Source organism: Anaerolineae bacterium, assembly GCA_013178015.1.
Lineage (GTDB): Bacteria > Chloroflexota > Anaerolineae > DRVO01 > DRVO01 > Ch71.
In genome coordinates, this window is record JABLXR010000021.1 from 37,846 (window position 1) to 60,403 (window position 22,558).

The 22,558-nt window shown below is 65.8% G+C and carries 23 protein-coding genes and 1 pseudogene; 8 read left to right on the forward strand and 16 right to left on the reverse strand.

Translation table 11 applies throughout. From position 1 onward, the window contains the following. Nucleotides 1-187: 187 nt before the first annotated feature. Entirely contained in the window at nucleotides 188-1,525 is a 1,338-nt protein-coding gene (locus tag HPY83_09720) for an FAD-dependent oxidoreductase (GenBank protein ID NPV08222.1), read from the forward strand. Nucleotides 1,526-1,624: 99 nt separating this feature from the next. Here the strand turns inward: HPY83_09720 and HPY83_09725 are convergent, their stop codons facing one another. The 4 genes from HPY83_09725 to HPY83_09740 all read right to left on the reverse strand — a co-directional run bounded on the left by HPY83_09725 (nucleotide 1,625) and on the right by HPY83_09740 (nucleotide 5,071). Continuing rightward, nucleotides 1,625-1,870, reverse strand: a complete 246-nt coding sequence (locus tag HPY83_09725; protein ID NPV08223.1) for a hypothetical protein — start codon at nucleotides 1,868-1,870, stop codon at nucleotides 1,625-1,627. A gap of 49 nt (nucleotides 1,871-1,919) precedes the next feature. Beyond that, the gene (locus HPY83_09730; GenBank protein NPV08224.1) at nucleotides 1,920-2,852 is read right to left on the reverse strand and encodes a cation transporter; all 933 of its coding nucleotides are present in this window, start codon (nucleotides 2,850-2,852) and stop codon (nucleotides 1,920-1,922) included. A 184-nt stretch (nucleotides 2,853-3,036) separates the two neighbouring features. Beyond that, nucleotides 3,037-3,594 carry a hypothetical protein gene (locus HPY83_09735; protein ID NPV08225.1) on the reverse strand — a complete coding sequence of 186 codons (558 nt, stop codon included), beginning with the start codon at nucleotides 3,592-3,594 and terminating at the stop codon, nucleotides 3,037-3,039. 55 nt (nucleotides 3,595-3,649) lie between these two features. After that, nucleotides 3,650-5,071, reverse strand: coding sequence for a B12-binding domain-containing radical SAM protein (locus HPY83_09740; protein ID NPV08226.1), 1,422 nt, complete (start codon nucleotides 5,069-5,071; stop codon nucleotides 3,650-3,652). A gap of 402 nt (nucleotides 5,072-5,473) precedes the next feature. Here HPY83_09740 and HPY83_09745 point away from each other — a divergent pair, with 402 nt between their 5' ends. The 5 genes from HPY83_09745 to HPY83_09765 all read left to right on the forward strand — a co-directional run bounded on the left by HPY83_09745 (nucleotide 5,474) and on the right by HPY83_09765 (nucleotide 7,355). Continuing rightward, complete coding sequence (locus HPY83_09745) at nucleotides 5,474-5,914, forward strand: nucleotidyltransferase domain-containing protein (GenBank protein NPV08227.1); 441 nt, start codon at nucleotides 5,474-5,476, stop codon at nucleotides 5,912-5,914. Further along, a complete protein-coding gene (locus HPY83_09750) occupies nucleotides 5,907-6,323 on the forward strand; it encodes a DUF86 domain-containing protein (GenBank protein NPV08228.1) in 417 nt (138 codons plus the stop codon). The genes HPY83_09745 and HPY83_09750 overlap by 8 nt, the downstream gene beginning before the upstream one ends. A 39-nt stretch (nucleotides 6,324-6,362) precedes the next feature. Continuing rightward, on the forward strand, nucleotides 6,363-6,536 hold the full coding sequence (locus tag HPY83_09755; GenBank protein ID NPV08229.1) for a hypothetical protein: 174 nt from the start codon (nucleotides 6,363-6,365) through the stop codon (nucleotides 6,534-6,536). 95 nt (nucleotides 6,537-6,631) lie between these two features. After that, nucleotides 6,632-6,907, forward strand: coding sequence for an AbrB/MazE/SpoVT family DNA-binding domain-containing protein (locus HPY83_09760; protein ID NPV08230.1), 276 nt, complete (start codon nucleotides 6,632-6,634; stop codon nucleotides 6,905-6,907). Next, nucleotides 6,900-7,355, forward strand: a complete 456-nt coding sequence (locus HPY83_09765; protein ID NPV08231.1) for a PIN domain-containing protein — start codon at nucleotides 6,900-6,902, stop codon at nucleotides 7,353-7,355. Before HPY83_09760 ends, HPY83_09765 begins: the two co-directional genes overlap by 8 nt. Nucleotides 7,356-7,449: 94 nt before the next feature. On the opposite strand, the gene HPY83_09770 is transcribed toward HPY83_09765, so the two are convergent. The 4 genes from HPY83_09770 to HPY83_09785 form a co-directional block, all read right to left on the reverse strand. Next, nucleotides 7,450-7,818, reverse strand: coding sequence for a hypothetical protein (locus HPY83_09770; protein NPV08232.1), 369 nt, complete (start codon nucleotides 7,816-7,818; stop codon nucleotides 7,450-7,452). A gap of 120 nt (nucleotides 7,819-7,938) precedes the next feature. After that, on the reverse strand, nucleotides 7,939-8,928 hold the full coding sequence (locus HPY83_09775) for a zinc-dependent alcohol dehydrogenase family protein (GenBank protein NPV08233.1): 990 nt from the start codon (nucleotides 8,926-8,928) through the stop codon (nucleotides 7,939-7,941). 151 nt (nucleotides 8,929-9,079) lie between these two features. Then, nucleotides 9,080-9,250, reverse strand: a complete 171-nt coding sequence (locus HPY83_09780; protein NPV08234.1) for a histidine kinase — start codon at nucleotides 9,248-9,250, stop codon at nucleotides 9,080-9,082. Nucleotides 9,251-9,303: 53 nt separating this feature from the next. Continuing rightward, on the reverse strand, nucleotides 9,304-10,524 hold the full coding sequence (locus tag HPY83_09785; GenBank protein ID NPV08235.1) for a methyltransferase: 1,221 nt from the start codon (nucleotides 10,522-10,524) through the stop codon (nucleotides 9,304-9,306). 320 nt (nucleotides 10,525-10,844) lie between these two features. Between HPY83_09785 and HPY83_09790 the strand changes: the two genes are divergently transcribed. Beyond that, on the forward strand, nucleotides 10,845-11,969 hold the full coding sequence (locus tag HPY83_09790) for a DUF362 domain-containing protein (GenBank protein ID NPV08236.1): 1,125 nt from the start codon (nucleotides 10,845-10,847) through the stop codon (nucleotides 11,967-11,969). 281 nt (nucleotides 11,970-12,250) lie between these two features. On the opposite strand, the gene HPY83_09795 is transcribed toward HPY83_09790, so the two are convergent. The 6 genes and pseudogenes from HPY83_09795 to HPY83_09820 form a co-directional block, all read right to left on the reverse strand. Continuing rightward, the gene (locus tag HPY83_09795) at nucleotides 12,251-13,516 is read right to left on the reverse strand and encodes a DegT/DnrJ/EryC1/StrS family aminotransferase (protein ID NPV08237.1); all 1,266 of its coding nucleotides are present in this window, start codon (nucleotides 13,514-13,516) and stop codon (nucleotides 12,251-12,253) included. 32 nt (nucleotides 13,517-13,548) lie between these two features. Beyond that, nucleotides 13,549-13,917: pseudogene (locus HPY83_09800) on the reverse strand (DUF5615 family PIN-like protein). Beyond that, nucleotides 13,914-14,144 carry a DUF433 domain-containing protein gene (locus HPY83_09805; GenBank protein ID NPV08238.1) on the reverse strand — a complete coding sequence of 77 codons (231 nt, stop codon included), beginning with the start codon at nucleotides 14,142-14,144 and terminating at the stop codon, nucleotides 13,914-13,916. The pseudogene HPY83_09800 and the gene HPY83_09805 overlap by 4 nt, the downstream one beginning before the upstream one ends. 261 nt (nucleotides 14,145-14,405) lie before the next feature. Beyond that, nucleotides 14,406-15,248, reverse strand: coding sequence for a carbohydrate ABC transporter permease (locus HPY83_09810; protein NPV08239.1), 843 nt, complete (start codon nucleotides 15,246-15,248; stop codon nucleotides 14,406-14,408). A 105-nt stretch (nucleotides 15,249-15,353) separates the two neighbouring features. Next, a complete protein-coding gene (locus tag HPY83_09815; protein NPV08240.1) occupies nucleotides 15,354-16,259 on the reverse strand; it encodes a sugar ABC transporter permease in 906 nt (301 codons plus the stop codon). A 112-nt stretch (nucleotides 16,260-16,371) separates the two neighbouring features. Continuing rightward, nucleotides 16,372-17,760, reverse strand: a complete 1,389-nt coding sequence (locus HPY83_09820; GenBank protein NPV08241.1) for an extracellular solute-binding protein — start codon at nucleotides 17,758-17,760, stop codon at nucleotides 16,372-16,374. Nucleotides 17,761-17,980: 220 nt separating this feature from the next. Between HPY83_09820 and HPY83_09825 the strand changes: the two genes are divergently transcribed. Next, the gene (locus tag HPY83_09825) at nucleotides 17,981-19,153 is read left to right on the forward strand and encodes a response regulator (protein ID NPV08242.1); all 1,173 of its coding nucleotides are present in this window, start codon (nucleotides 17,981-17,983) and stop codon (nucleotides 19,151-19,153) included. Here the strand turns inward: HPY83_09825 and HPY83_09830 are convergent. Next, nucleotides 19,071-21,260, reverse strand: coding sequence for a hybrid sensor histidine kinase/response regulator (locus HPY83_09830; protein ID NPV08243.1), 2,190 nt, complete (start codon nucleotides 21,258-21,260; stop codon nucleotides 19,071-19,073). The genes HPY83_09825 and HPY83_09830 overlap by 83 nt on opposite strands. A 136-nt stretch (nucleotides 21,261-21,396) precedes the next feature. Further along, nucleotides 21,397-22,356 carry an acyltransferase gene (locus HPY83_09835; protein ID NPV08244.1) on the reverse strand — a complete coding sequence of 320 codons (960 nt, stop codon included), beginning with the start codon at nucleotides 22,354-22,356 and terminating at the stop codon, nucleotides 21,397-21,399. Between the last annotated feature and the right edge of the window lie 202 nt (nucleotides 22,357-22,558).

Consider the following 22,558-nt stretch of genomic DNA (forward strand, 5'->3'; position numbering starts at 1 on the left):
AGCCGGCATGTCATGTCCGTCTCCCGCTAGCCGGGGACGGCTGAGGCGTATCGGGCCTCGGAATGACACCGGGCAGCCAGTTCCTCACGATGCCGTGGCCCAGTCCAGCGATCCAGGCCGATGGTGTACAATGCCTCTCACCGCCCGTTGGGCCGGCGGCATTCTGAATGCTGGTTGGAGGGTTAGCATGAGAGAAGTGGACGTCCTCATCGTAGGCGGCAGCGTGGCAGGCAGCATCGCCGCCGTCACCGCCCGCAGGAACTACCCCGAGGCCAGCATCCTGGTGGTGCGGCCCGAGCCTCGCACCGTGGTTCCCTGCGGCATTCCCTACCTTTTCGGCACCCTGGGTTCCTGCGAGCTCAACCTCACGCCGGCAGACCGGCTGCCCTCGCACCGAGTGGACCTGCTCGTCGACCGGGTCAGCAGCATAGACCGTACCGGTCACCAGGCCACCACCGAGGGGGGCGAGACGATCGCCTGGCGCCGCCTGATCCTGGCCACAGGCTCCACCCCCATCGTGCCCCCCATCCCCGGATCGGACCTGCCGGGCGTGTTCCGGGTGGTCAAGCAGGTGGAATACTTGGAGCAGATGCTGGAGGCCATGCGCCAGGCCAGGGACGTGGTCTTCGTGGGCTGCGGCCTCATCGGGCTGGAGCTGGCGGACGAGTTTCGCAAGCAGGGACTCAACGTGACCGTGGTGGAGATGATGTCCCGCTGCCTGGAGTTGGTGTTCGACGAGGAGGTCTCCCGCGTGGCCGAGGAGGAGATCCAGAAGCGCGGCATCGGCCTGCGCACCGCCACCCGGCTCACCGCGGTCGAGGGCCAGGAACGGGCGGAGGCGGTCGTGCTCAGCAGCGGCGAGCGCCTCCCTGCCGACCTGGTGGTCTTCGGCATCGGCGTGCACCCCAACGTGGAGCTGGCCCAGGCCGCCGGCCTCCATCTGGTGGAGGGGGCCGGGGTATGGGTGGATCGGTTCATGCGCACCAGCGACCCTAGCATCTTCGCCGCGGGCGACTGTGCCGCCAAGTCCACCTACCTGACCGGGGCTCTCTCGGGGGTGAAGCTGGCCTCGGTGGCCTCTGCCGAGGCGCGGGTGGCCGGAGCGAACCTCTTCGACCTGCGCCGGGAGTTCCCGGGTGTGGTGGGGGCCTACTCCACCAAGATCGGCGACGTAGCCATGGGGCTGGCAGGAGTAGACGAGAAGGGCGCCCGCGCCCTGGCGATAGACTGCGTCACTGGCTCGGCTCAGGCGACGGACAAGCACCCGGGAGCCATGCCCGGGGCCACCATGACCAGGGTGAAGCTAGTGTTCCGGCGACACGACGGTCTCCTCATCGGGGGGCAGGTCGTGGGCGGCGACACTACTGGGGAGATGGTCAATACCATTGCGGTGATGATCCAGAGCCGGATGACGGCTCATCAGGTGGCCTCCATTCAGGTGGGCACCCACCCGGCCCTGACGGCCTCGCCCGGACACTACCAGCTCTTCAATGCTGCCGAGATGGCTCTCATGCGGATGGGGTAGGAGAGGAGACAGGGGAGGGCAGGAGACCGAACAGTGGCGGCCACTATCTGCTGCCTGCTGTCTCCTTCCCTCCTGTCTACTGTCTCCTGTTTCCTCCCCTCAGATCTCCGAGAGGCCGAACTCGCTCTCGATGAGGGCCACGCCGGCCGGTGTCAGGCTGAAGAGGCCGGTGGGAAGGCGCCGGATGAGGCCGCGGGCTTCCAACAAGTCGACCGCCTCCGCAGTCTGCTCGTCGGCTAGACCGTGCAGGTCGCCCAGGGCGCGGAGGTCGGCCTGGGCCTCCGTATTGCCTCCAGTGACCTTGTAGAAGCGCTGGAGCAGGTGATGTGCTTCTCGCTCTCGCATGGCGTCTCACTCTTACGTTAGGGGTCATGGGAGAAACGGCCCGGTTGGCTTACGGGACGCCGCGAACCATGTCCAGGGGCGGGTGTCGGGCGTACTCCTCAGCGGGGTGATAGTGGACGTACACCCGGCGCAACAGGTCTATTCTGTCATAGAGCCGTCTCTCCACCTGAGACGCGATCCGGTCCCCTTCGGCCACGGTCAGGTCACCGTCCACGCCTATGGTCAAGGCGACCACCAAGTACGGGCCGAACCGGTGAGCCCGCACATCCTCCACTCGATCCACCCCCGGCAGCCCCGCCAGGGCCTCTTCGATCTGGCGGGAAAGGGACCTGCCGGGAATGGTGTCCATGAGATCGGCGGAGGACTCTCGCAGGATCTCGATTCCGGTTCGAAGGATGACCAGCGCCACCAGGGCGCCGACCAGCGGGTCTACCCAGGCGTAACCCCGCCTGCCAAAGAAGATGCCGATGGCCGCAGCACCGGCGGAGAAGATGTCATTGCGGTGGTCGTAAGCTAGCGCCAGCACGGCGGGGATCTCCGTTCGCCGGCCGACCCGCTGGGTGTAGACGGTGAGCCCGATCTTGAGGAGGACAGTGCCCAGGGCCACCCACAAGGCAACAGCCGCGGCGCCTCCGAAGGACGTCTCGCCGGTCAGCACGTCGTAGACGCTGTTGACGGCGCTCCAGAAGATAGACACGGCGGTAGTGATGACGAAGGCGCCCACCACTACAGCAGCGACGCTCTCCAACTGGGTATGGCCATAGGGGTGCTCGGGGTCGGCGGGCTTACGAGCCAGCCCCACAAACACGCGCACCACCATCAGGTAGGCGACGTCAGAGGTGGAGTTGATTCCATCGGCCAGCAGCGCCGGGCTATGGCCGATGACGCCGATAGCGGTCTTCGCCGCCGCCAGCACCACGTTGGCGACCAGGCCCAGGTTTATGGCCAGTATGTTCTGTTGGTGTCGGCTAGGGGCGGGCATCGGCTCCTCTGAACCAGGCACGTGCACTCATAGTACCTGCTCAGGCCACCTACAGGCCAAGTCGGTCCCCGATGCCGGCCGCCGGAAAGGTGTGGGCACTGGAGCAGGGGCCCGCTTGCTCGTGGGCTCATCCCGCGCCTGTCCCCACGCGAGAGCAGCAGCATGGCCGAGAGTGGCCCCCACGTCAGTCGGCGACGAGGTAGGCGAAGGCGGCCTCGGTGGCGTCTAGCGGTCCGTCGGAGCAGTCGAAGTACTTCAGACCAAGGGAGGCGCACTCCGCCTGTAGATACCGGCTGAATCGGACCATGTCGGCGATGAAGGCGAGCGCCTCGGCGTCCGAGTAGCCCGCGAGCCAGTTAGCCTCGCCGGCGCGGACTTCACGGAGCTTGGCCTCAGGAGTGGCGGCGGCGTACCCGATGAAGCAGGCTTTCACTCGACCACGATAGTCCTGCATCAACCGCGCCACCGGCCGGGGCAGGAGCGTGTCGCCCTCGATGAGATACATGGGGTGAATGTATTCCTCCTCCAGCAGGTTCACCGCCATGGCCCGCAGGATGGGCCACAGCTTCTCCCCTCTCACCTCGGAAGGGTCGTCCGGGTCTAGGCCGAACTCGGGCAGCCCGCGGGCGAGCCCCATCATGAGCACGTCTACCGAGAAGTAAGGTATGCCCCGGCGCGTGAGGAGATGCCGTGCCAGCGTGGACCTGCCCGCCCTCGAAGCACCACCCACCAGGTACAGCACGCGCCGGAGTCCCTCCTACGGAGTCGGTCGGCCCTGCCGGGCCGGTACCACCGCGCTAGTCGAAGCGCATGAAGCGCCGCCCGGTCTCCACGAACTCGGCCAGCGAGGGGTGATAGGGGTGGATGCGCTTCTTGATGGCGTAGCCCTTGAAGAGCTTATAGGCCAGCCGGTAGGCCGGGTTGCGCGGCAGCCGGATGAGACGCTTGATCAGCGGCACCGCCCAGGGCCACTCCACCGCCAGGGCGAACAGGTGGTTGAGGTTCTCCAGCTGCCGCTTGGTGGCCGGATCGAAGCTGAGGATGGTGCTGTCCCAGGCAGAGGAAGCGATGTCGTCCAGGCTGCCGGCCATCAGCCCCTGCTCGCGGGTGAAGTCCCCCAGAGCGGTGCGGGGGTAGGGCTGATAGAGGAAGGAATTGGCGTACCCGGGCCGACAAGCCACGTTGAGCTCCAGCGTGGCCCAATCCGACTCCAGAGTGCCCGTGGGCAGGCCCAGCATGTTGGTGGTGATGATGCTGATGCCGGCCGAGTATAGCAGGCGGCTGGCCTCCAGGATCTGCTCTCGGGTCAGGTTCCGCCTGAGCACCTGATTGCGCAGGCGATCGTCGCCCGACTCCAATCCCATGCCCACGCTGACGCACCCGGCGTCTCTGAGAAGACGGGCCACGTCTTCGTCTACCAGGTTGGGCCGGACGTTGCAGAAGAAGGGCAGCCCGATCTCCTCCGGGTAGCGGGCGCAGAACTCGTCCAGCCAGGGCCGCGGCCAGATGAAAGTGTCGTCCAGGAAGACCACGAACTCGAGCGGGTAGCCTGCCCTCACCCACTTGAGCTCGGCCAGGACGTTGCTCACGCTCCGGCGACGCACCACCGACCCCTTGCCCCGATACAGCTCGTGGTAGGCCTGGTTGTAGCAGTAGGCGCAATTGTAGGGGCAGCCCCGACCGGTGATGAAGTGCTTCAGTCGGCTCTTGCGGATGAAGGGATCCTTATCGAAGACAAGCTTGCGGTCGGGCGGCGGCAGGGCATCCAGATCCGGAGTGGGCGGGCGCACCGGGTTCCGGTGGATACGGCCGTCCGCGGACTTGATCCACCAGTTGGGGATCGAGGTAGGGTCATCGCCGCGGGCCAGGGCGTTGGCCAGGTCCACCAATGCTTCCTCTCCTTCACCCAAGCAGACGCCATCCACGCCCTCCGCCTCGATCATCTCGGGAAAGAAGGTGGGGTGAGGACCGCCGAAGACGGAGAAGGCGTCCACCTGGGCCCGCAGGCGCCGATTCAGGTCCAGGTAGTAGCTTTGGGAACCAGTGGTGACGCTGTAGCCCAGCACGTGGGGACGGTACTCCTGGGCGAAGCGGACCGGGTCCTCGGTGGCGGCCACCGTCAGAGCCACGTCGTGGCCGGCCCGCTTGAGGGCGCTACTCAGGTGCAGGATGCCCTGAGGTTCGTAGTCTATCTGCTTGATGGCGAACAGGATCCGCAAGGCGACACTCCAGCTAGAGCATACACGCAACTGTGATGGAATAGCACGTGCAGTGGTCAGGGGCAAGGAGCGCCTGACCATGCCTGGGCAGAGGCACATCCTCCCCCTAGTTCTGGGCTATCAGTGCCCAACACCGGCTATCCGGCGAGGAGAGCGGTTCTCGCCCCCAATGCGAGCCGCCCCTGCGAGAGGATGACTCTCCGGGGGCGGAAGCCTATCGCCAGGGGGCAGATGGCTGGAGCCCCGTCCCGCTCGGCATGGAACGGTGACGCAGGGGCTTTAGCGGCCACGTCCCCGATCGCGAGGTCTCACGCCGCCGTTGCCGGCCTCCGCCTGCTGGCCTAGACTGGATCCAGGTGCTCAACCGCTGCGAGGCGAACCGTGGCAGATGGAACGGAATGCATGAAGGCATCGGAATCGTTGGTGTCCAGGCTCCGCCAGGGGCTGCCGGATATCCTGGCGGATGAGCCGGTGGCGGCAGCGTACCTGTACGGCTCCAGCGTCACCGGCCTGACGACGCCCTTCAGTGACGTGGACGTGGGATTGGTAGTTGGCCGCGAGATTGACCCCCTGCCGCGGCTGAAGCTGATGCTGAGGGTTCAGCTGGCGCTAGAGGACCGCTGCGGCATCCGGAACGCGGACGTGCGGGTGATAGACGATGCGCCGATAGTCTTCCGAGGACGAGTAGTGACCGAAGGGATTCTAGTCTACTCCAGAGACGAAGAAGCTCGCGTCGAGTTCGAGACTACCACCCGCATGCGATACTTCGACTACTTGCCCATACACAACGAGCTACGAGACCAGTTCTTCCGGCGCATTCGGGAGCGGGGGCTGCATGGTTGATCCAGAGAAGCTGCGCGGCCTCATTGAACGCCTTCGGCAGTACACGGGTTACCTGCGCGAGATCGTCCAGCAGGACGAGGTGGCCTATCTGAACGATCCTAGGTCGGTAGGCAGTGCCCGCTACTATCTCCAGGTTTCTGTCGAGACCTGCATCAACATAGCCAATCACATCATTGCCTCTGAGGGGCTCCGATCCCCGCACGACTACAAGGACAGCTTCACGGTTCTGAACGAGGCTGGGGTGCTGCCCAATGACCTTACGCGGCGCCTGCGGGACTTGGCCGGTCTGCGCAATCTACTCGTACACGTCTACTGGGAAGTGGACGACCGCATGGTCTACAGAGGCATCCGAGCCGAACTGGGCGACTTCGATGCCTTCATCGGCTGGATAGCTAGACTCCTCCAGTAGCCGGCCGGGCCGCCACTTTCCCACACCCGAGGCGGTCACATGCCGGAAGCGCCGGTCGTGGCCTGTCACTTCTACCTCGGTCGTATCAGCGGAGATAGGCGCCGCATCAGCGTCATCAGCGTTCTCTCCCATCACGGCGCCGGCTCGGGCGGCACCGCCACGTGGGCGCTCGGGTCGCCGGCGCCGAAGGGCAACCTGTGGGCTTCCAGCTAGCACCGCCGCTCCGGGGTGGTGCGGCACCTTGTCCCGCCGGAAGGGCCATGGTATCCTAGCCATAAACTCATAGTTTACTAGTCAGAGGAGCTAAGGTGCCCAAAGCTTATACCCTGCAAGAGAATGGCCAAGTGACTCTGCCTGCAGAATGGAGGGAGAAGCACGGGCTCAAGAAGGGCGACCTGATCACGTTCATTGAGACTGAGGAGGGTCTCCTGGTGCAGCCACGCGAGGTGGTGGCCATGCGCCTGCTTGACAAGATCGGTCAGGCCCTGAAAGAGAGGGGGATCGAGCTGGATGAGCTCATCGAGGACGGCCGCGACATCCGCGAGGAGCTAATCCGGGAGAGACGCGCCGACAAGGATGCTTAGGCTCTTCCTCGACGCCAGCGCCATCTTCGCTGCTGCCTACTCCCCCACCGGCGCGGCTCGAGAGCTTTTCGCCCTGGCGCTGAGAGGACAGGTGCAGCTCCTGGTCAACCGCGGCGTGCTTGCTGAGGTGGAGCGCAACCTAAGCCGTAAGGCACCCGAGGCCTTGACTCACTTCCAGCTCCTGATGGAACTGATCGAGCCGGAGATCTTGCCCGATCCAGAGCCACAGGTGCTGAGGGAGATAATGGCCTTCGTCGTGGCGAAAGACGCCATCGTCATCGCCGGGGCAGTCTCGGGCAAGGCCGACTATCTCGTTACCTTCGACCGCAGACACCTCATCGACCCACCCGGAATTCAGGAGCGTGCCGGACTGCCCATCGTCCTCCCCGAGGTGGCTCTGTGCGCGGTGCGACAAGAGCAGGCAGGAGAGGATGGCAAGCGGGCGTGAGCTGCCGGGCGGCCGCCTTGCCTATCCGGCATGACCCCTGTAGCTTCATCAGAGGAGATCAGCGCCGCATCAGCGTCATCAGCGTTCTGTCCCATCACGGCGCCGGCTGGGGCGGCACCGCCACGTGGGCGCTCGGGTCGCCGGCGAGGAAGGGCAAGCGGCGCAGGGTCAGGTAGTCGTCGCCCAGCAGGCGTAGCTGCACCATCCAGTTGCGCCAGGGCAGGTCCGTGCCCTCCTTCATCCCGTCCCGGTCGAACTCCTGGTGATACTCGAACACGGCCACCTGGAACCGCTGCGTCCTCCGCTCCACCAGGATCACCGGGTCTCCCCCGACGACGAGCTTCTCATCGCGAGCGTCGGTGTTGCAGGTGGCCTGGGCCAGGGTCAGGTGAAGGGCCCTGTCCGCTCCCCGAAGGAGGCGCTGGCTGCGGCCATGCTTGTCCGTCACCGTGGCCGTGGGCACGCATGAGGGCACCGGTGCCGGAGTATGGCGGGGGCTTCCAGTTATGTCACGCCAGGAGGTGTCAGGGACTCCCCCTGCATTCCGCCCCCAAGCCCATCATCCAGCCAGGCCGAGCGGCATCTACTCCATCACCAGCACCGCCGCTCCCTCGACCCGGCCCTGGCGCAGGGCAGCGAGAGCCTCGTTGGCTCGTTCCAGGGGGAAGGTAGTGACGGTAGTGCGGACGGGCACCTCGGGCGCCACCCGGAGGAACTCCTCGCCGTCGCGTCGGGTGAGGTTCGCCACCGACCGTACCACCCGCTCCTCCCAGAGGATGCGGTAGGGGAAGGAAGGGATGTCGCTCATGTGGATGCCGGCACACACCACGGTGGCCGCCTTGTCCGAGGAGCGCAGGGCTGCCGGCACCAGTGGCCCCACCGGAGCGTAGATGATGGCGGCGTTGAGCCTCTCCGGAGGCATCTCGTCCGAGCCTCCGGCCCAGACCGCCCCCAGGCGTCGGGCGAACTCCTGCGTCTCTACGTCGCCCGGGCGGGTGAAGGCGTAGATCCTCTTTCCCTGGTAAACGGCCACCTGGGCGATGATGTGGGCTGCTGCCCCGAATCCGTAGAGCCCCAGCTTCCCCACGTGTTCGCCCGCCATGCGGTAGGAGCGATAGCCGATGAAGCCAGCACACAAGAGAGGGGCAGCCTCGGCGTGGCCGTACGATGGGGGCAGGGGGAAGCAGTAGCGCTCGTCGGCGACGGTGTACTGGGCGTAGCCACCGTCCACAGTGTAGCCGGTGAAGAGGGCGTTCTGGCATAGGTTCTCCCGCTCCCTCTGGCAGTAGGGGCAGGTCTGGTCAGTCCAGGCGAGCCAGGGTACCCCCACCCTCTCGCCCAGCGGGAACCGCTCCGCCTCCTTGCCTCGCCGCACCACCGTCCCCACGATCTCGTGACCGGGGATGAGGGGCAGCTTGGGGTGGGGGAGCTCCCCGTCCACGATGTGCAGGTCAGTGCGGCACACGCCGCAAGCGTGCACCTGGAGGAGCACCTGGCGCCGCCCCGGCTCAGGCACCGGCACCTCCCGGCAATGGAGCGGCTCGCCCGGCCGGTCCAGGACCATCGCGTGCATGGTATCCGGTATGCTCATGTCCATCGTTGACTCCCACGGAGCAGTCGGCGTCGCCCGTACGCGCCCACAGACCTCTCACGCTAAGCTGCCAGGGCGCTGAGTCTCTTCCCTCTAGCCCCTCTGCGCGAGACCCTCCTGCCGCGGCGAGCCGCTACGGCTGGCTTTGGTCGGGAGCAGAGGCCGCGCGCTTTAGCCGCTCCAGCTCCTCCTCCAGATCCTCCAGTTCCCGGATCATGCCCGGCGGGGCCGAATGCGCCGGCAGACGCGCCTCCAGGTCGGCAATCAGACGCCTAAGTTCCGCCATACGATCCTCGTCAGCCATATGGTCCGGACCTTGCCCTCTTGGCGCCTTTGCGTCCTTGCGTGATATACCCATCACCCCAATCGCCGAGCCTCGTCCAGCATGGCCTCCACGTTCTCCACCGGCACGTTCTGCTGGATGTTGTGCACCTGAGTGAAGACGAACCCGCCTCCCCGTCCCAGCACCTCGATGTTGTGCCGGACGTGCTCCCGCACCTCATCCGGCGTCCCCAGCGGCAGGACCCTCTGGGTGTCACAGCCGCCACCCCAGAACACGATCCGCTCGCCGAACTCGGCCTTGAGCCGCTCGGGCTCCATGTTGGCCGCCGAGATTTGCACCGGATTGAGGATGTCCACGCCGGCCTCGATCCAGTGAGGGATGTAGTGGTAGATGGAGCCGCAGGAGTGGAGGAAGGTCTTCCAGGGGGTGTGGGCGTGCACCCAGGCGCACAGCCGGGCATAGTGGGGTACGATCATCTCGGCGAAGAGCTCGGGCGCGATTAGCTCTCCCCGCTGGGTGCCGGCGTCGTCCGAGGCGATCCCCCAGGCCAGAGCCCGGTCGCCCACGGCCTGGTGGTAGAGCTCGAGGCAAGAGATGACCGCGTCCACGTAGCGGGCCATCATCTCGTGGGCGGTGTCCTTCTCCACCATGAGCATGCACAGCCAGTCGTCCAGCGAGCCCTGGGTGATGTTGTCCGATAGCAGCCAGCTCAGGCCCATGAGGCTGATGCTGGCCCCCCACCCCAGGATGGCCTTGTCGGTGCTCTCGTAGAGGTACTTCGCCCGCTTCTCCAGCGCCCGCAGGTCCTCGTCGGGAACGGTATCTTTGGGCCGGAAGGCGTCGGGGTCAATGTGCCCCCTCATGGTGGGGCGGAGGAAGTCGAAGTAGTAGCCGTCTTTGGGCATGCGGGCATAGGGCTCGCCGTCGGGCCGGCATAGTACCCAACTGCCGTCCCGCTCCTCCCGAATGTCGGTCCCGGGGGGAAAGTACACCCTCTGGCCGCAGAAGAGGTCACAGGCTACGCCCTGGGAGGCGTCCTGCTCCGCCCAGCGGGCAGTGGCTGCCTCCAGGGGTACCACGTCTATCTCCAGCCGCTCTAGCACCTCCGGCTCGACCTCCGCCAGGATCTGCATGGAGTCTACCAGCTTGGTGGGCGTATCCAGCCCCATCCGCTCCTTCAGCCGAGCGTAGACCACGGCGTTGATGCCCGAGGCCCGCGTCCCGCCCAGGTCGAGCGGTGGCCTGTCCGCCTCCTGCCACTCCAGTGCTCGTCGCACCCGCTCTCTTGAGTTCATCCCTGGTCCCTCCGCCCAAGGTCGGTTGCCTCAATTGTACCCGACCCAGCGCTGGAGGGGCAGGGGGAAAGGGATGCCGACGTAGATCTGGCGGCTTGACCAACCGGCCGGGGGCTGCCCTGGGCGTCGGTCTCTTCGTGTAGAGCCCATGCGGCCTGGCCCCGGCAGGGGTACTCCGACCTCGGAGTGAGCCGGGAAGGCAGCCCTGTCCACCCAAGTTGACAATCCGCCCCTGGGTGCGTCAGTCTTGGGACGTTGCCGGTCGCCGTCTAGACCCGGCCAGGAGAGAGGTCAACTCATTTGTCGGCTCTTACCGCCTCATGAGTCACGTCAGCATTCGCCCCTGCCCGTCCTACGCCCGCGCTGAAGTCGAGGCGGCCGTCGCCCGCGCCGTGGGGGACCTGGGCGGCTTCCGCTCGTTCATCCGGCCCGGCGAGACGGTGCTGGTCAAGCCCAACCTGCTGGTGGCTTCCTCGCCGGAGAAGGGGGTCACCACCCACCCCGAGGTAGTGCGGGCCGTCGTAGTCGGTTGCCAGGAAGCCGGCGCCGAGGTGTGGGTGGGCGACAGCCCGGGCTTCGGGAGCGCCGTCCGAGTGGCGGAGCGCTGCGGCATCATGGACGTCTGTCGGGAGACCGGCGCCCGCTTCGTGCCCTTCACTGGCGGGAAACCTGCCCCCCACGCCGAAGGGAGGGTGGCCAAGAGCTTCGTGCTGGCCCAGCCGGTGCTCCGGGCCGATAAGGTCATCTCTGTGGCCAAGCTCAAGACTCACGGGCTGATGCTCTACACCGGCGCGGTGAAGAACCTCTACGGCACCATCGCCGGCATCGAGAAGGCGCGCCTGCACGTGACCTATCAGTCGCCAGCCGCCTTCGGCCGCATGCTGGTAGATCTCTACCATGCTGTCAGCCCGGCACTCTCCGTCGTGGACGCGGTGGTGGGCATGGAGGGGGCAGGGCCGCGGAACGGCGACCTCCGCGACGTAGGCTTGATCCTGGCGGGCGCCGATGGTCTCGCTGTGGACCTGGCTGCCGCCGCCGTGATAGGCGCGGACCCGGAACGCATCCCATACCTAGCGGCCGCCGCTGAACTCGACCCCGATGCCCTGCGGCTCGATCGGCTGCAGGTGTCGGGCTTGTCCTTGGAGCAGGCTGCGGTCCCAGGCTTTCGCCTGCCGGAGACGCTGCGCCGCACCAACTTCCCTCGCTGGATGGAAGACCTGGCCCGCCGGTGGACCACGGCCAGGCCGGTGGTCATCCCCGACCTGTGCGTCGCCTGCGGGGTGTGCCGCGAGAGCTGCCCGCCGGGGGCCATAGAGATCGAGGAGGGCCTGGCCCGCATAGATGATGGGCGCTGCATCCGCTGCTACTGCTGCCAGGAGATGTGCCCCCAGGGCGCCATCGAGCTGCGCCACAATCCCCTGGCCCGTCTCCTGCCCTGGCGCTGATCTCCAGAAGGGTGAGCCCGATGCGAGGAGTTCGCGCGCCCACGCGCGAGCGGACCCGGGCAGACGGTACCCCCGCGTCTGGGGGACGCTCACTCCTCGGTGAGGGACACGCGCGCCACAGCCAACCGCCTGTCCCGCCGAGGACACGACCGCCCTACGAGGCCACGCCCTGACACGACCCTCGAGGAGTTCGCGCGCCCACGCGCTAAATGGCCCCCACAGACGGCACCCCTCCCTTCTCAGCGAGGGGCCGGGGGGAGAGGTTCCTGCCCGAGGTAGATCTACCTCAGCTCGTCTAGGTTCTCCTTGATCTTGCCGATGGCCTCCAGCACCCGATCCACGTGCTCCCTCTGCATGAGGAAATCCTTGCCCAGCGCCACCACTTCGGTGTCGTAGACGCGCTCGGCCTCCGGGCAGCGGACCTTCGAGTAGTCCGGTGGCTCCCCGTGGTGGGGACAGAGCACCGGGCATCCCGTCCGGCCGAAGCTCATTTGGGCGAACACGGGATTCTTGTAGAGGGGCTGGTTATGGGCGGTGCCGCAGTGTATGCCTTCTGCGTTCATCGCCTGCACGAACCGGTCCCGGGACACCCCGCCCCACTGCTCCGGCTGGTAGCGCAGGAAGTAGAAGTAGTAACCACGTTTGGTGATGCGGGGATCGCCCCGCTTGAGGGCAGGGATGCCACCGATGCGGTCCAGCTCACGAGCGAAGTATTCCCCGTTCTCGTAGCGGGTCTGCGTCTGGGCATCCAGCCGGGACAGGGCGGTGAGCAGGAGCGCCCCCTGGAACTCAGTCATGCGGTTGTTACCTGCCGGGATGTAGTGCTCGTACTTGGCTCCCCCCGGGATGCGCCCCAGGTCGCCGTAGGAGTAACAGTTGCGGGCGAAGTCCTCGTCACTGGTGGTGATGCTGCCCCCCTCACCCGCGGCCAGGGGCTTGCCCATCTGATGGCTGAAGCCGCCCAGGTGCCCCAGCGATCCTACCCGCTTGCCCCGCCACTCCGACCCGTGGGCCTCGGCGCAGTCCTCCAGCACCACCAGGTCGTGCTTGCTGGCGATCTCCATGATGCGGTCCATGTCGGCCGGGTAGCCCCCGTAGTGGACGGGCATTATGGCTCGAGTGTGCGAGGTCATGAGGCTCTCGACATGGTCGGGATCGATCTGGTAGGTATCCGGGACGATGTCGGCGAAGATGGGGATGGCGTTGGCCAAGACTACGGCGGTGGCGGAGGCGATGAAGGTGACTGCGGGGACGATCACCTCGTCGCCGGCCTCGATCCCGGCGGCCCGGAGGGCCAGGGTGAGGGCTGCCGTGCCGTTGGCCACGGCCACGGCGTGCTTGGTGCCCACCCACTCGGCCCAGGCCTTCTCGAATTGGGCCACCTTGGAGTCGAGAGGGTGTTCGTAGTAGAACCCGGCGCTGCACCACTTGCCGCTCTCCAGGACTTCGATCACGGCAGCACGGTCGCTGTCGTCAATGATGGGCCACTGCGTCTTGAGGCCGCCGGGTACGACCGGCGCGCCACCGTTGATAGCCAGCTTGGGCATGGTGCCCCCTCCTCAGTGTAGTTGCTAGAGAGTCAGTCCCGCAGAGGGAGTATGCGAGCTCGGGCTCTGCTTTCGGCTACGCTTGCCAGCGCTCCCGTTTCGAGAAGAGAGCGATACTGGCATAACGCGGCTAGGACTACCGGAGCCAGGTGCTGCGGGGCAACATCCTGCGTCCGGACCTGAATCACGCTTGGCCCCTCGGCACGGGTGACAGCCAGAATGGCCCCGAAATCGAGATCGTGAGTCAGGACGACATACTCCCTGCTGCGCGCCCACTCCATGATAGCCTAATCCGTGGAAGCGGGGTTGCCCATGCTGGACCAATGAACCGCACACCATCCACCCTGTTCCAGCACGGGCACCCACTTCGGCGAGAGGTTCATGTCTACCAGGATCCTCATGCCTCGGCCAGGGGCATCTCGCTCTCCTCGACGCGCCAGGCGGTGTGGGCCAGCGCCTCGGAGATGTCCTCCGGTTCTAGATAGGGGTAGAGCTCAAGAATCTCGGCTGTGGAGTAACCTGACGCTACCAGTCCTACCACGGTACCAACCGTGACGCGGAGCCCGCGAATGACCGGCTTGCCCCCCATCACCTGTGGGTCGCGCGTGATGCGTGTCAGCGGCTTCATATTGCCTTGCTCCTCGCCAGCTTGACCGGGCGGGACTGCCATGGACCCTCACCTGGTGAGGAGCCACATCGGCCGGCTTCCAGTATACAGCATCATGCCGGAGGCGCCGTTCACGGCCATAGCCACTGCGCCAGTGTATGCCGAGGCGGCTCCCAAGAGCCACTGACTGCCCCCTACCACCGCAACAGTTCCCAGGTGCGGTTGCGCAGTCGGGCCAGGCGAGCGAGAGCCTTGCCCCCGGTCTGTCGTGGTCAGCGAAGCTCAGCCCTTGATTCCGGTCAAAGCGATACCCTGAACGAAGTAGCGCTGGGCCAGCAGGAACAGAGTCACGGTCGGGGCCGTGGCCAGGGTCGTACCGGCCATGAGCACGCCCCACTCCACGTTGTGTTGAGACCGGAACAGGGTGAGGCCCAGTTGGATGGTGCGCATGCGGTCGCTCTGGATAATGACCAGGGGCCACAGGAAGTCGTTCCAGGACGCCTGGAAGGTGAAGATCGAGACTACAGCCAGCACCGGCTTGGACAGAGGCATGATGATCTGGCTATAGATGCGGTACTCGCTGCAGCCGTCCACCCGAGCCGCATCCTCCAGCTCCCGGGGCAAGGTGCTGAAGAACTGCCGCACCAGGAAGACGCTGAACCCGCCTCCGACTGCTGGGAAGATTAGCCCTGGGTACGAGTCGAGCCAGCCGACGCCGCCACGGCCCAGTATATCGTTCCCTCCCGCCAGGGGAGTGTACTTTACGATGAGGAAGGTAGGTATGAGCGCAATGAGACCGGGAAGCATGGCAGTGGCGAGCACCACCATGAACACAGCGTCCCGTCCCCGCCAGTGCAGCCGAGCGAAGGCATAACCAGCCATGCTCACCAACAGCAGCGTGATCAATGTGGTGAAGCCGGAGACGATGAAGCTGTTCTTGAAATAGATGTCGAAGTTGCCCTTGGTCACTGCAACGACGTAGTGCTCGACAGTGTACTCGGTGGTCCAGATCACGGGCGGCATCTGGAAGATGACGTGTCGGGGCTTGAAGGAGGTGAAGATCATCCAGATGAAAGGTATGAGCATGGACAAGGCAGCAGTGCCGAGCGCCAGGTATCCCAGCAGGCGCGATGCGGTCCGAAGCCATCTAGCCGGCGCGGCCACCCGGTCCTGAGACACGATCGCGCCGGCTCTGGTGACGTCCGTTGTCATGCGCGCACCCATATCGCGTTAGTCGGAGACGAAGCCATAGACCTGAAGCCGCAGGTTCACTATGGACAGCCCCAGAAGGATAACGAACAGCACCCAGGACTGGGCGGCAGCGTACCCCATGTTGAAGTAGCGGAAACCGTTGATGTAGATCTGGTGCACGATGGTCGTGGTGGCGAAGGCGGGGCCCCCATCGGTCATGGCGTAGATGGGACCGAATATCTGGAACGAGCCGATGATGCTGGTCACCAGCAGATACAGGGTCACAGGCTGAAGGCTGGGGATGGTGACGAAGCGAAAGCACTGCCAGCGGCCAGCGCCGTCCACTCTGGCCGCCTCGTACAGGCTCTCGGGGATGCCCTGTAACCCTGCCAGGTAGATGATCATCGTTCCGCCCACCCCGCCCCAGACGCTCATGAGCACAATGGAGGGCATGGCCTGACTGGTGCTCTGGAGCCACTGCTGGGCCGGGATGCCAATGACGCGGAGGAGGGCATTGATAAGACCAAAGTGCGGGTCTAGCAGCCATAGCCAGACCATGGACAGGGCTATGCTGGACGTGACCATGGGCAGGTAGAACACCACACGGAACATATGGCGCATGCGGATGGCTGAGTTGACAGTGATGGCCAACAACAAGCCGATGCCGATGGAGAAGGGGATGTTGCCCAGGGTGAAGTACGCCGAATTCTTCAGGGAGCGCCAGAAGAGCACGTCTCCCGTCAGCCGACTGAAGTTGGTGACCCCCACCCACTTGGTGGCGAGGACCACGCTGTAGTTCGTCAGGCTGAAGTAGAGGGACGAGAGCGCCGGGGCGATCCAGTACACGGTGAGGAAGAAGAGCAGGGGAGCGACGAAGACAATGGCAGCCTTCTCCTGCTGCGTCAGTCCCACCCGCTTCTTCCGCGACCCCATTGCTGCTGCCACTGTACCTTCCTGTGCCATGTACACACCGGTGCTTGCCAGCATGCACCCAGAATCGAGACGAACGCCCCCCTTCGGCTCGGCCGGAGAGAGGCGTTCCGGACACAACGCTTCATCAGGCGCCGGTGGCTTCCACCAGCTCAGCGATCTTGCGTCGCGTGTCTTCTGCCGCCTTCGCCAGAGCTTCCTCTACCGTCATCTCCAGGCGCAGAGCCGCCTGGACGTAATGGCCGATGTTCTCCAGGGTAGGCCACTCGGTCGCCTGCGGGGTGGTGGTACCCCAGCCATTCTCGGGGATGGCCTGGAACGCCTTCAGCAGCGGATCCTGCATGTACTCAGCTTCAGCGGCGATAGATCGCCGCGGGGGTGTGTAATTCTCTGGTGAGAGCATGCCTGTGATGGTTTCCTTGGACACAATGTGCTTCAGAAGCTTCCAGGCACCCTCGGCGTCTTTGGTATTGACGCCGATGCAGTGCACGTTGGGGCAGGCGTAGTGCTTGCGCTCCTTCTTCATTGTCGGCTTGCCCACGCCCAGGAACTCCAGCCTGTCGGGGGCATAGCGCTTGAAGTTGCCTACAACGGCGGAACCATTGGCCGACATTCCCGTGATCCCCTCCGCGAGCGCGTTCAGGTCCGGGTTCTGCGTGGTCATGCCGGTGACGGGACAGACCCTGTGCTTGTTGATCAGGTCCACCAGGAACTGTAGCGCCTCGTGCGACTCCGGCGAGTCCACCTTGACGTCGTTCGGATCCCAGCTACCCCAGGGGACAACCACGTCCGTCCCGTTCTGCACCAGCAGGTACCAGTACTCAAATGTCGCGTGCGTGGGGTCACCGGCTGCCATGAGATAGCCCGCCCGCTTGATGTTGTCGCCATCATACTGGACAAGCTTGGTGGCATATTCAACCAAGTCGTCCCAGGTGTCAGGCCCCTCTTCCGGGTCGAGTCCGACCTCCTCGAAATAGTCCTTGCGATAGCAGAGCGTCCGGATGTCCAGAATATGTGGTAACCCCATGAGGCTGCCCTTGTAGCGGGAGATGTCCACCATGTCCGCGTAGAAGTCTTCGATCTCATCCTGATAATCGGAGGCGATCATGTCGTCAAGGGGCAGAAACTGCTTCCGTGCGGCGTAGGGCCCTACCCAGTCACTACCCGTCTCCACGAGGTCTACTGGCAGTCCGCCGGCGAAGCTGGTCATGAGCTTCTCACCTAAGTGATCCCAGTCGCTCATGTCAACCGTGACCTTGTAGCCCGGGTTGGCCTCATGGAACGAGGGTATGGCAGTCTCGGTGAAGTAGACTTCCACATCCCGGTCCATGGCCAGCTTGATGTAACGCAGTTCGACCTGCTCACCGGCCGCCGGCGGTGCCGCTTTGACCTCCTCGGCCCCGGGTGCCGCCTCGCCGCTCGGGGCCGGCGTGGCGCCGGCGCAGGCGGCCAGTGCGCCCGCTAGGGCAGCGCCTCCTGTCAGCTGCAGCACGTGCCTTCTGGTCAGACGTCTCATTTCCCTTCCTCCTTAGGTGGCTAGGCAGGAACCGACCGCCGGGAGGCCGGATGCGGGCCGGGTCTGACAGCGCTGAAGGGCCGCTCAGGCCCGCAACCGTGCTCCCGCCAGCCTTGCAGCGAGACACCGATCGTGATTCTATTGTAGAGCACGCCACAACGATGTGGCGGCCGAGATGCGGCCAACCGCCGGCCATGCCGGGCGCCCCCAGGGAGATGATGTGAACGTCGTGTCAGAGGAACAGGTCCACGACCTCCTGTCGCACCTGAACGACAGCACCTACCTGCACGGCCACCCCCTCGCCAGCCTGGCAGCTACAGAAGGTCTACAGCGGGGCGAGGCACTGCGGCAACTGCTGCTGGACGAGATCGGCCACCTCAAGCCGCCCGACGCCACTCCTCCCGACGATCCGGCCTGGCGCCCGTGGCAGGCACTCTGGCTGCGCTTCGTAGAGCAGCGAACTCCCGTCCAGGTGCAGGACCACATGGGCCTGAGCGAGAGGCAGGTCCGCCGCGAGCAGAGCCGCGGCATCGCCGCCCTCGCCGCCCTGCTGAGCGACAGGCTAGGACAGCCCGACGACGGGCAGGGCGCCGACGCTTTCCGCCGCGCCGCCGATGCCCTCGAGGTCTCCCCCACGGAGCTGGACGCCCGACAGGTGTTGTACCAGCTGGCCCTCATCCTCCGTCAGCGCTATCGAGACTGCGAGGCCGCCCTGCAACTCCCGGAGCACTCCCTGCCCGTCTACGCCGACCGCGTGACTCTGCGACAGGTGCTGGCCCGCATTCTGAGCGAGTTGGCCCCCCTGGGCACGGGCACCGCCGTCCGGGCGGAGCTGACGTCCGTGGGAGACGAGGTGATCTTCCGCTTCACCGTGCAAGGCAGAGAAGCCCTCCCGCTCGATGCCGACCTGCTGCAGGAGTGCAACTACCTGGCGGAGCTAAGCCTAGGACGGGTAGAGGCAGCCGGCCGAGGCTCGGTCGTATGCGCCTTCCCCGCCCGGCGTCCCTCGCTCCTCCTGCTCATAGACGACGAACCGCTGGCCAACCAGTTGCTGCGCCGGTGCGTCCAGGGCCACGCGGTGAAGGTGATCGCGGTACATGACGCAGCCCGCGCCGTCGAAGAGGCCAGCCAGATCCGTCCCGACGTGATCGTGCTGGACGTGCTCATGCCCGGCGTGGACGGCTGGGAAGTGCTCCAGCAGTTGCAGTCCACCCCCGAGACCCGTCCCATCCCCGTCATCGTCTGTTCGGTATGGAAGGACCCGGAGCTGGCCCTCACCCTCGGGGCCCGGGAGTTCATCCGCAAGCCCGTCACCCGCCCCCGCCTGCTGCAGGCTCTGGCTCGAGTTCTTCCCAGTGCCGACGCGGGGGGATCTCGTCCAAGCTGGTCCTGAGAAGCTGCATCACCTGTGGCTTGCCCAGCCGCCGCTTGCAGGACACGGCGAACGTCTCCCTGCTTTCGCTCAGGTCCTCACCCGGGTTCACCACGGCCGATACGGTGATCACTGGCACCTGTTTCAGGGCTCCGTCCCGGCGCAGTAGCCGCAGCAGGTCCGTGCCGTCCATGTCCGGGAGGCGAAGGTCGAGCAGGATGACGTGGGTGCTACCCAGGCGCACCCTCTGCAGGGCCTCGGCAGCCGAGCCCACCGCGTACACCCGGTAACGCCGGTCGGCCGACTCGAGGGTGGCCCTGATGAAGCGCTGCATGCGGGGATCGTCGTCTACCACCAGCACTTCTTCGGCCCCGGGGCAGACCCGCGCCAGGGTCTCCAGCAGGCGGGCCCGACTCACCGGCTTGACCAGGTGGGCCTCCGTTCCCTCCAGTCTGTCCTCGCCGCTTCCGTGCAGCGATAGGGAGACCACCGGCACGTCGTCCGGCACCTCGTCCAGCAGGTCCCGCACCTCCTCTGGGTTGGTGTCCCTTTGGTCCACCACCACCGCTCGAGGCCGAAGCTCTCTCACCGCGGAGGCAACGGCAGACGCGTGGCCCAGCACCACATCGTACTCGGGGAGCTCCTCGGCCAGGGAGGCCCGGACCTCCTCCCGACCCAGGCAAAGCAGTATGTCCCGGCTCAGCCCCTGCTTCTGCAGCTCTTCCCAGTACGACGGCGGGATGCCGCGAGTGGCGGGCACTGCTTCTTGGCTAGCCGGGGCGAAACTGACGAAGAAGGTGCTACCTCGACCCACCTGGCTGGTAGCCCAGACACGACCCCCATGCATCTGCACCAGCCGGCGAGAGATGGCCAGACCCAGGCCTGTGCCCTCTACCGGCCGGCCGCCGGGGGCATCCAGGCGCACGAACTCCTCGAAGATGCGGTCAAGCTTGTCTTCAGGGATGCCGGGGCCGGTGTCGGACACGCTGAGGAGTACCTCGCCCCGGTGGCGGTACACCCGAAGGGTGATCTTCCCCTCGTCGGTGAAGCGGACGGCGTTGTTGAGCAGATTCAGGACCACCTGGCGCACCCGAGTCCGGTCCAGGTAGAGAGGAGGGAGGTCGTCCTCGTAGTGCTCTTCCAGCGCTAGCCCTTTGCGTTCCTGCCAGGGGCGAACGATGCTGGCCGCCTCGCGCGCCACGGTCGCCAGGTCGCAGTACTCGCGCCTGAGAAGCAGCCGGTGGGCTTCGATCTGGGCCAGGTCCAGGATGTCGTCTATCAGCCGGGAGAGGTGACTGCTACTGCGGTAGATCTCGGTCAGGTCCTGGAGCAGGCGGGGTGGCCAGGGCTGGGTGCTGTAGACCTCGGGGCTGTTCACCATGAGCTCGCTGAAGCCCACGATGTAGTTGAGGGGAGCCCGGAGCTCATGGCTGACCATGTTGACGAACTCGGTCTTGAGCCGGCGAGCCTCCACCAACTCCGCCTGAGTCTGGGCCAAAGCGTGGTTGGTGCGCTCGAGAAGGTAGTAGGCGTTCCTCATGGCAGTGACAGCCTTGATCGCCTCCCTCCGACGATCCTGCGAATCGGCCGCCGCCTTCTCGGCCCGGTGGGCGGCGGAGCGAGCCCAGGAGAAGGCGGTCTGGAACTGATGAGAAGACGCCAGGCTGGCGGCAGACACCAGGAGAACGCTGGCCAGAGATGCTTCCAGCGGGAGGCCGCCGGGCGGGCCTAGCCGGGCCTGGAGGAGGAGGCCCAGGGCAAGGTAGCCCCCCGTGAGCAGGGTCAGCGGCGCGGACATGGCCGAGACCAGCACCACCAGGGCCGGAAGCATGGCCAGTGACAGAACGCCGCCGACGAGGTGCACCTCCAGCAGGACGGCGGTGGACAAGCAGAGGGTCACCGCGAGGGCCGCCCAGCCGAAGTGCCGCCGGAGGAGCGCGCCTCCCAACACCACCGCGGCCAGCACGGCAACGAGGACGGGCCAGGTCCGCTCCCAGCGGCTGTCGTGGGAGAAGAACCGCATGGCCGCCGACCAGACCAGTACCGCCCCCACCACGATCAGGAGCTTGAGGTACTGCCGCCTCAGGTCCTGCAGGTCACGCGCCAGAAGCTCCGTTCTCGCACTCATGGGTCCCGGCTCCCCCAGTCGGCTGCATGCGCACCCTAAGAAGGGCAGCAATAACGGCTGCGAGCATTATAGCTGCTTGATCGCCGGGGCGGGAATCGCTGCCGCTCGTGCGCTCGGGTTCAGCCGCCTGTCCCGTCTACATGGCGCTGAAGCGCAACGAGCGAGTGTCGGTCTCCATCCCGGTGCGCTCCACCAGCGGGCCGTACAGCTCCGGGCGGCGCGTGCGCATCCAGCGCAACCCGGTGCACTGGTCCCGCAAGGAGGCGTCCAGGTCGGCCACCACCATCTCGTCGCGGGCCTTCCACGTCTCCGCCAGAATGCGGCCGTAAGGGTCGAGGATCATCGAGTTGCCGGTGCGGATCTCGTCATCGTCCACCCCCACGCCGTTGGCGAACACCAAGAAGAGGCCGTTGTCGTGGGCTCGGGCCGGTAGCCACCGCATCAGCCACTGCCGGCCTTTGGGGCCCCGAAACTCGGCCTCTATGGCCTCCGGATCGGCCTCCCGGTTGTCCCAGAGGGCCCGGTCCACCCGGCCCATGGTGTGCGGGTCCTTGAGGGCGCAGCCCCCCGTCTGATGGGGCGCCAGGAGCACCTCGGCACCCTTGAGGGCGGTGATGCGCACGTTCTCCCCGATGTTGTTGTCGTAGCAAATGAGCACTCCCACCCGACAGCCGTGGGGGGTGTCGAACACAGTGTACTCGGAGCCGGAGGAGACGTAAGCGCTGATGAAAGCGTGGATCTTCCGGTGCCGGCGCATCTGCCCATCGGGCATGGCCACCACGTAGGTGTTGTAGAGGGTACCGTCGTCGGCCAGCTCTATCAAGCCCGCTCCCACCGTCAGCCCATACCTGCGAGATAGGGCGAGCAGCTCCTGCGATGACGGCCCCTCGAAGACGGGCTCCGCCAGCTCGAGGAGCTCCTGGCGGGAGAGGTGACGGAGGTGCCAGTAGCCGGTGAGGCAGCACTCGGGGAAGGCCAGTATCTGCACCTGTCGCTGGGCCGCCTCGGCGGTGAAGGCGCGCACCTTGGCCAGGTTGGCCTCCTTGTCGCCGGGCGCGTGCTCGAACTGAACCGCGGCCACGCGTACGTCTTTCATGCATTCACTCCAAGACGAAGGGATGGGCCCTGGAACTCCTCTCCAGCTTACCCCAGAACCGATCACCAGGTAAGTGGGGCCAGTCGCATCATTGCCTGCCAAGTCCGCATGATCCCGACTGGTCTCGGTGCGCCTAGCAGCGGTATCTGCGCTCATGGGACACAAGCCGGGGAAAGGGATGCCCATCCCCCACTCTCCCCAT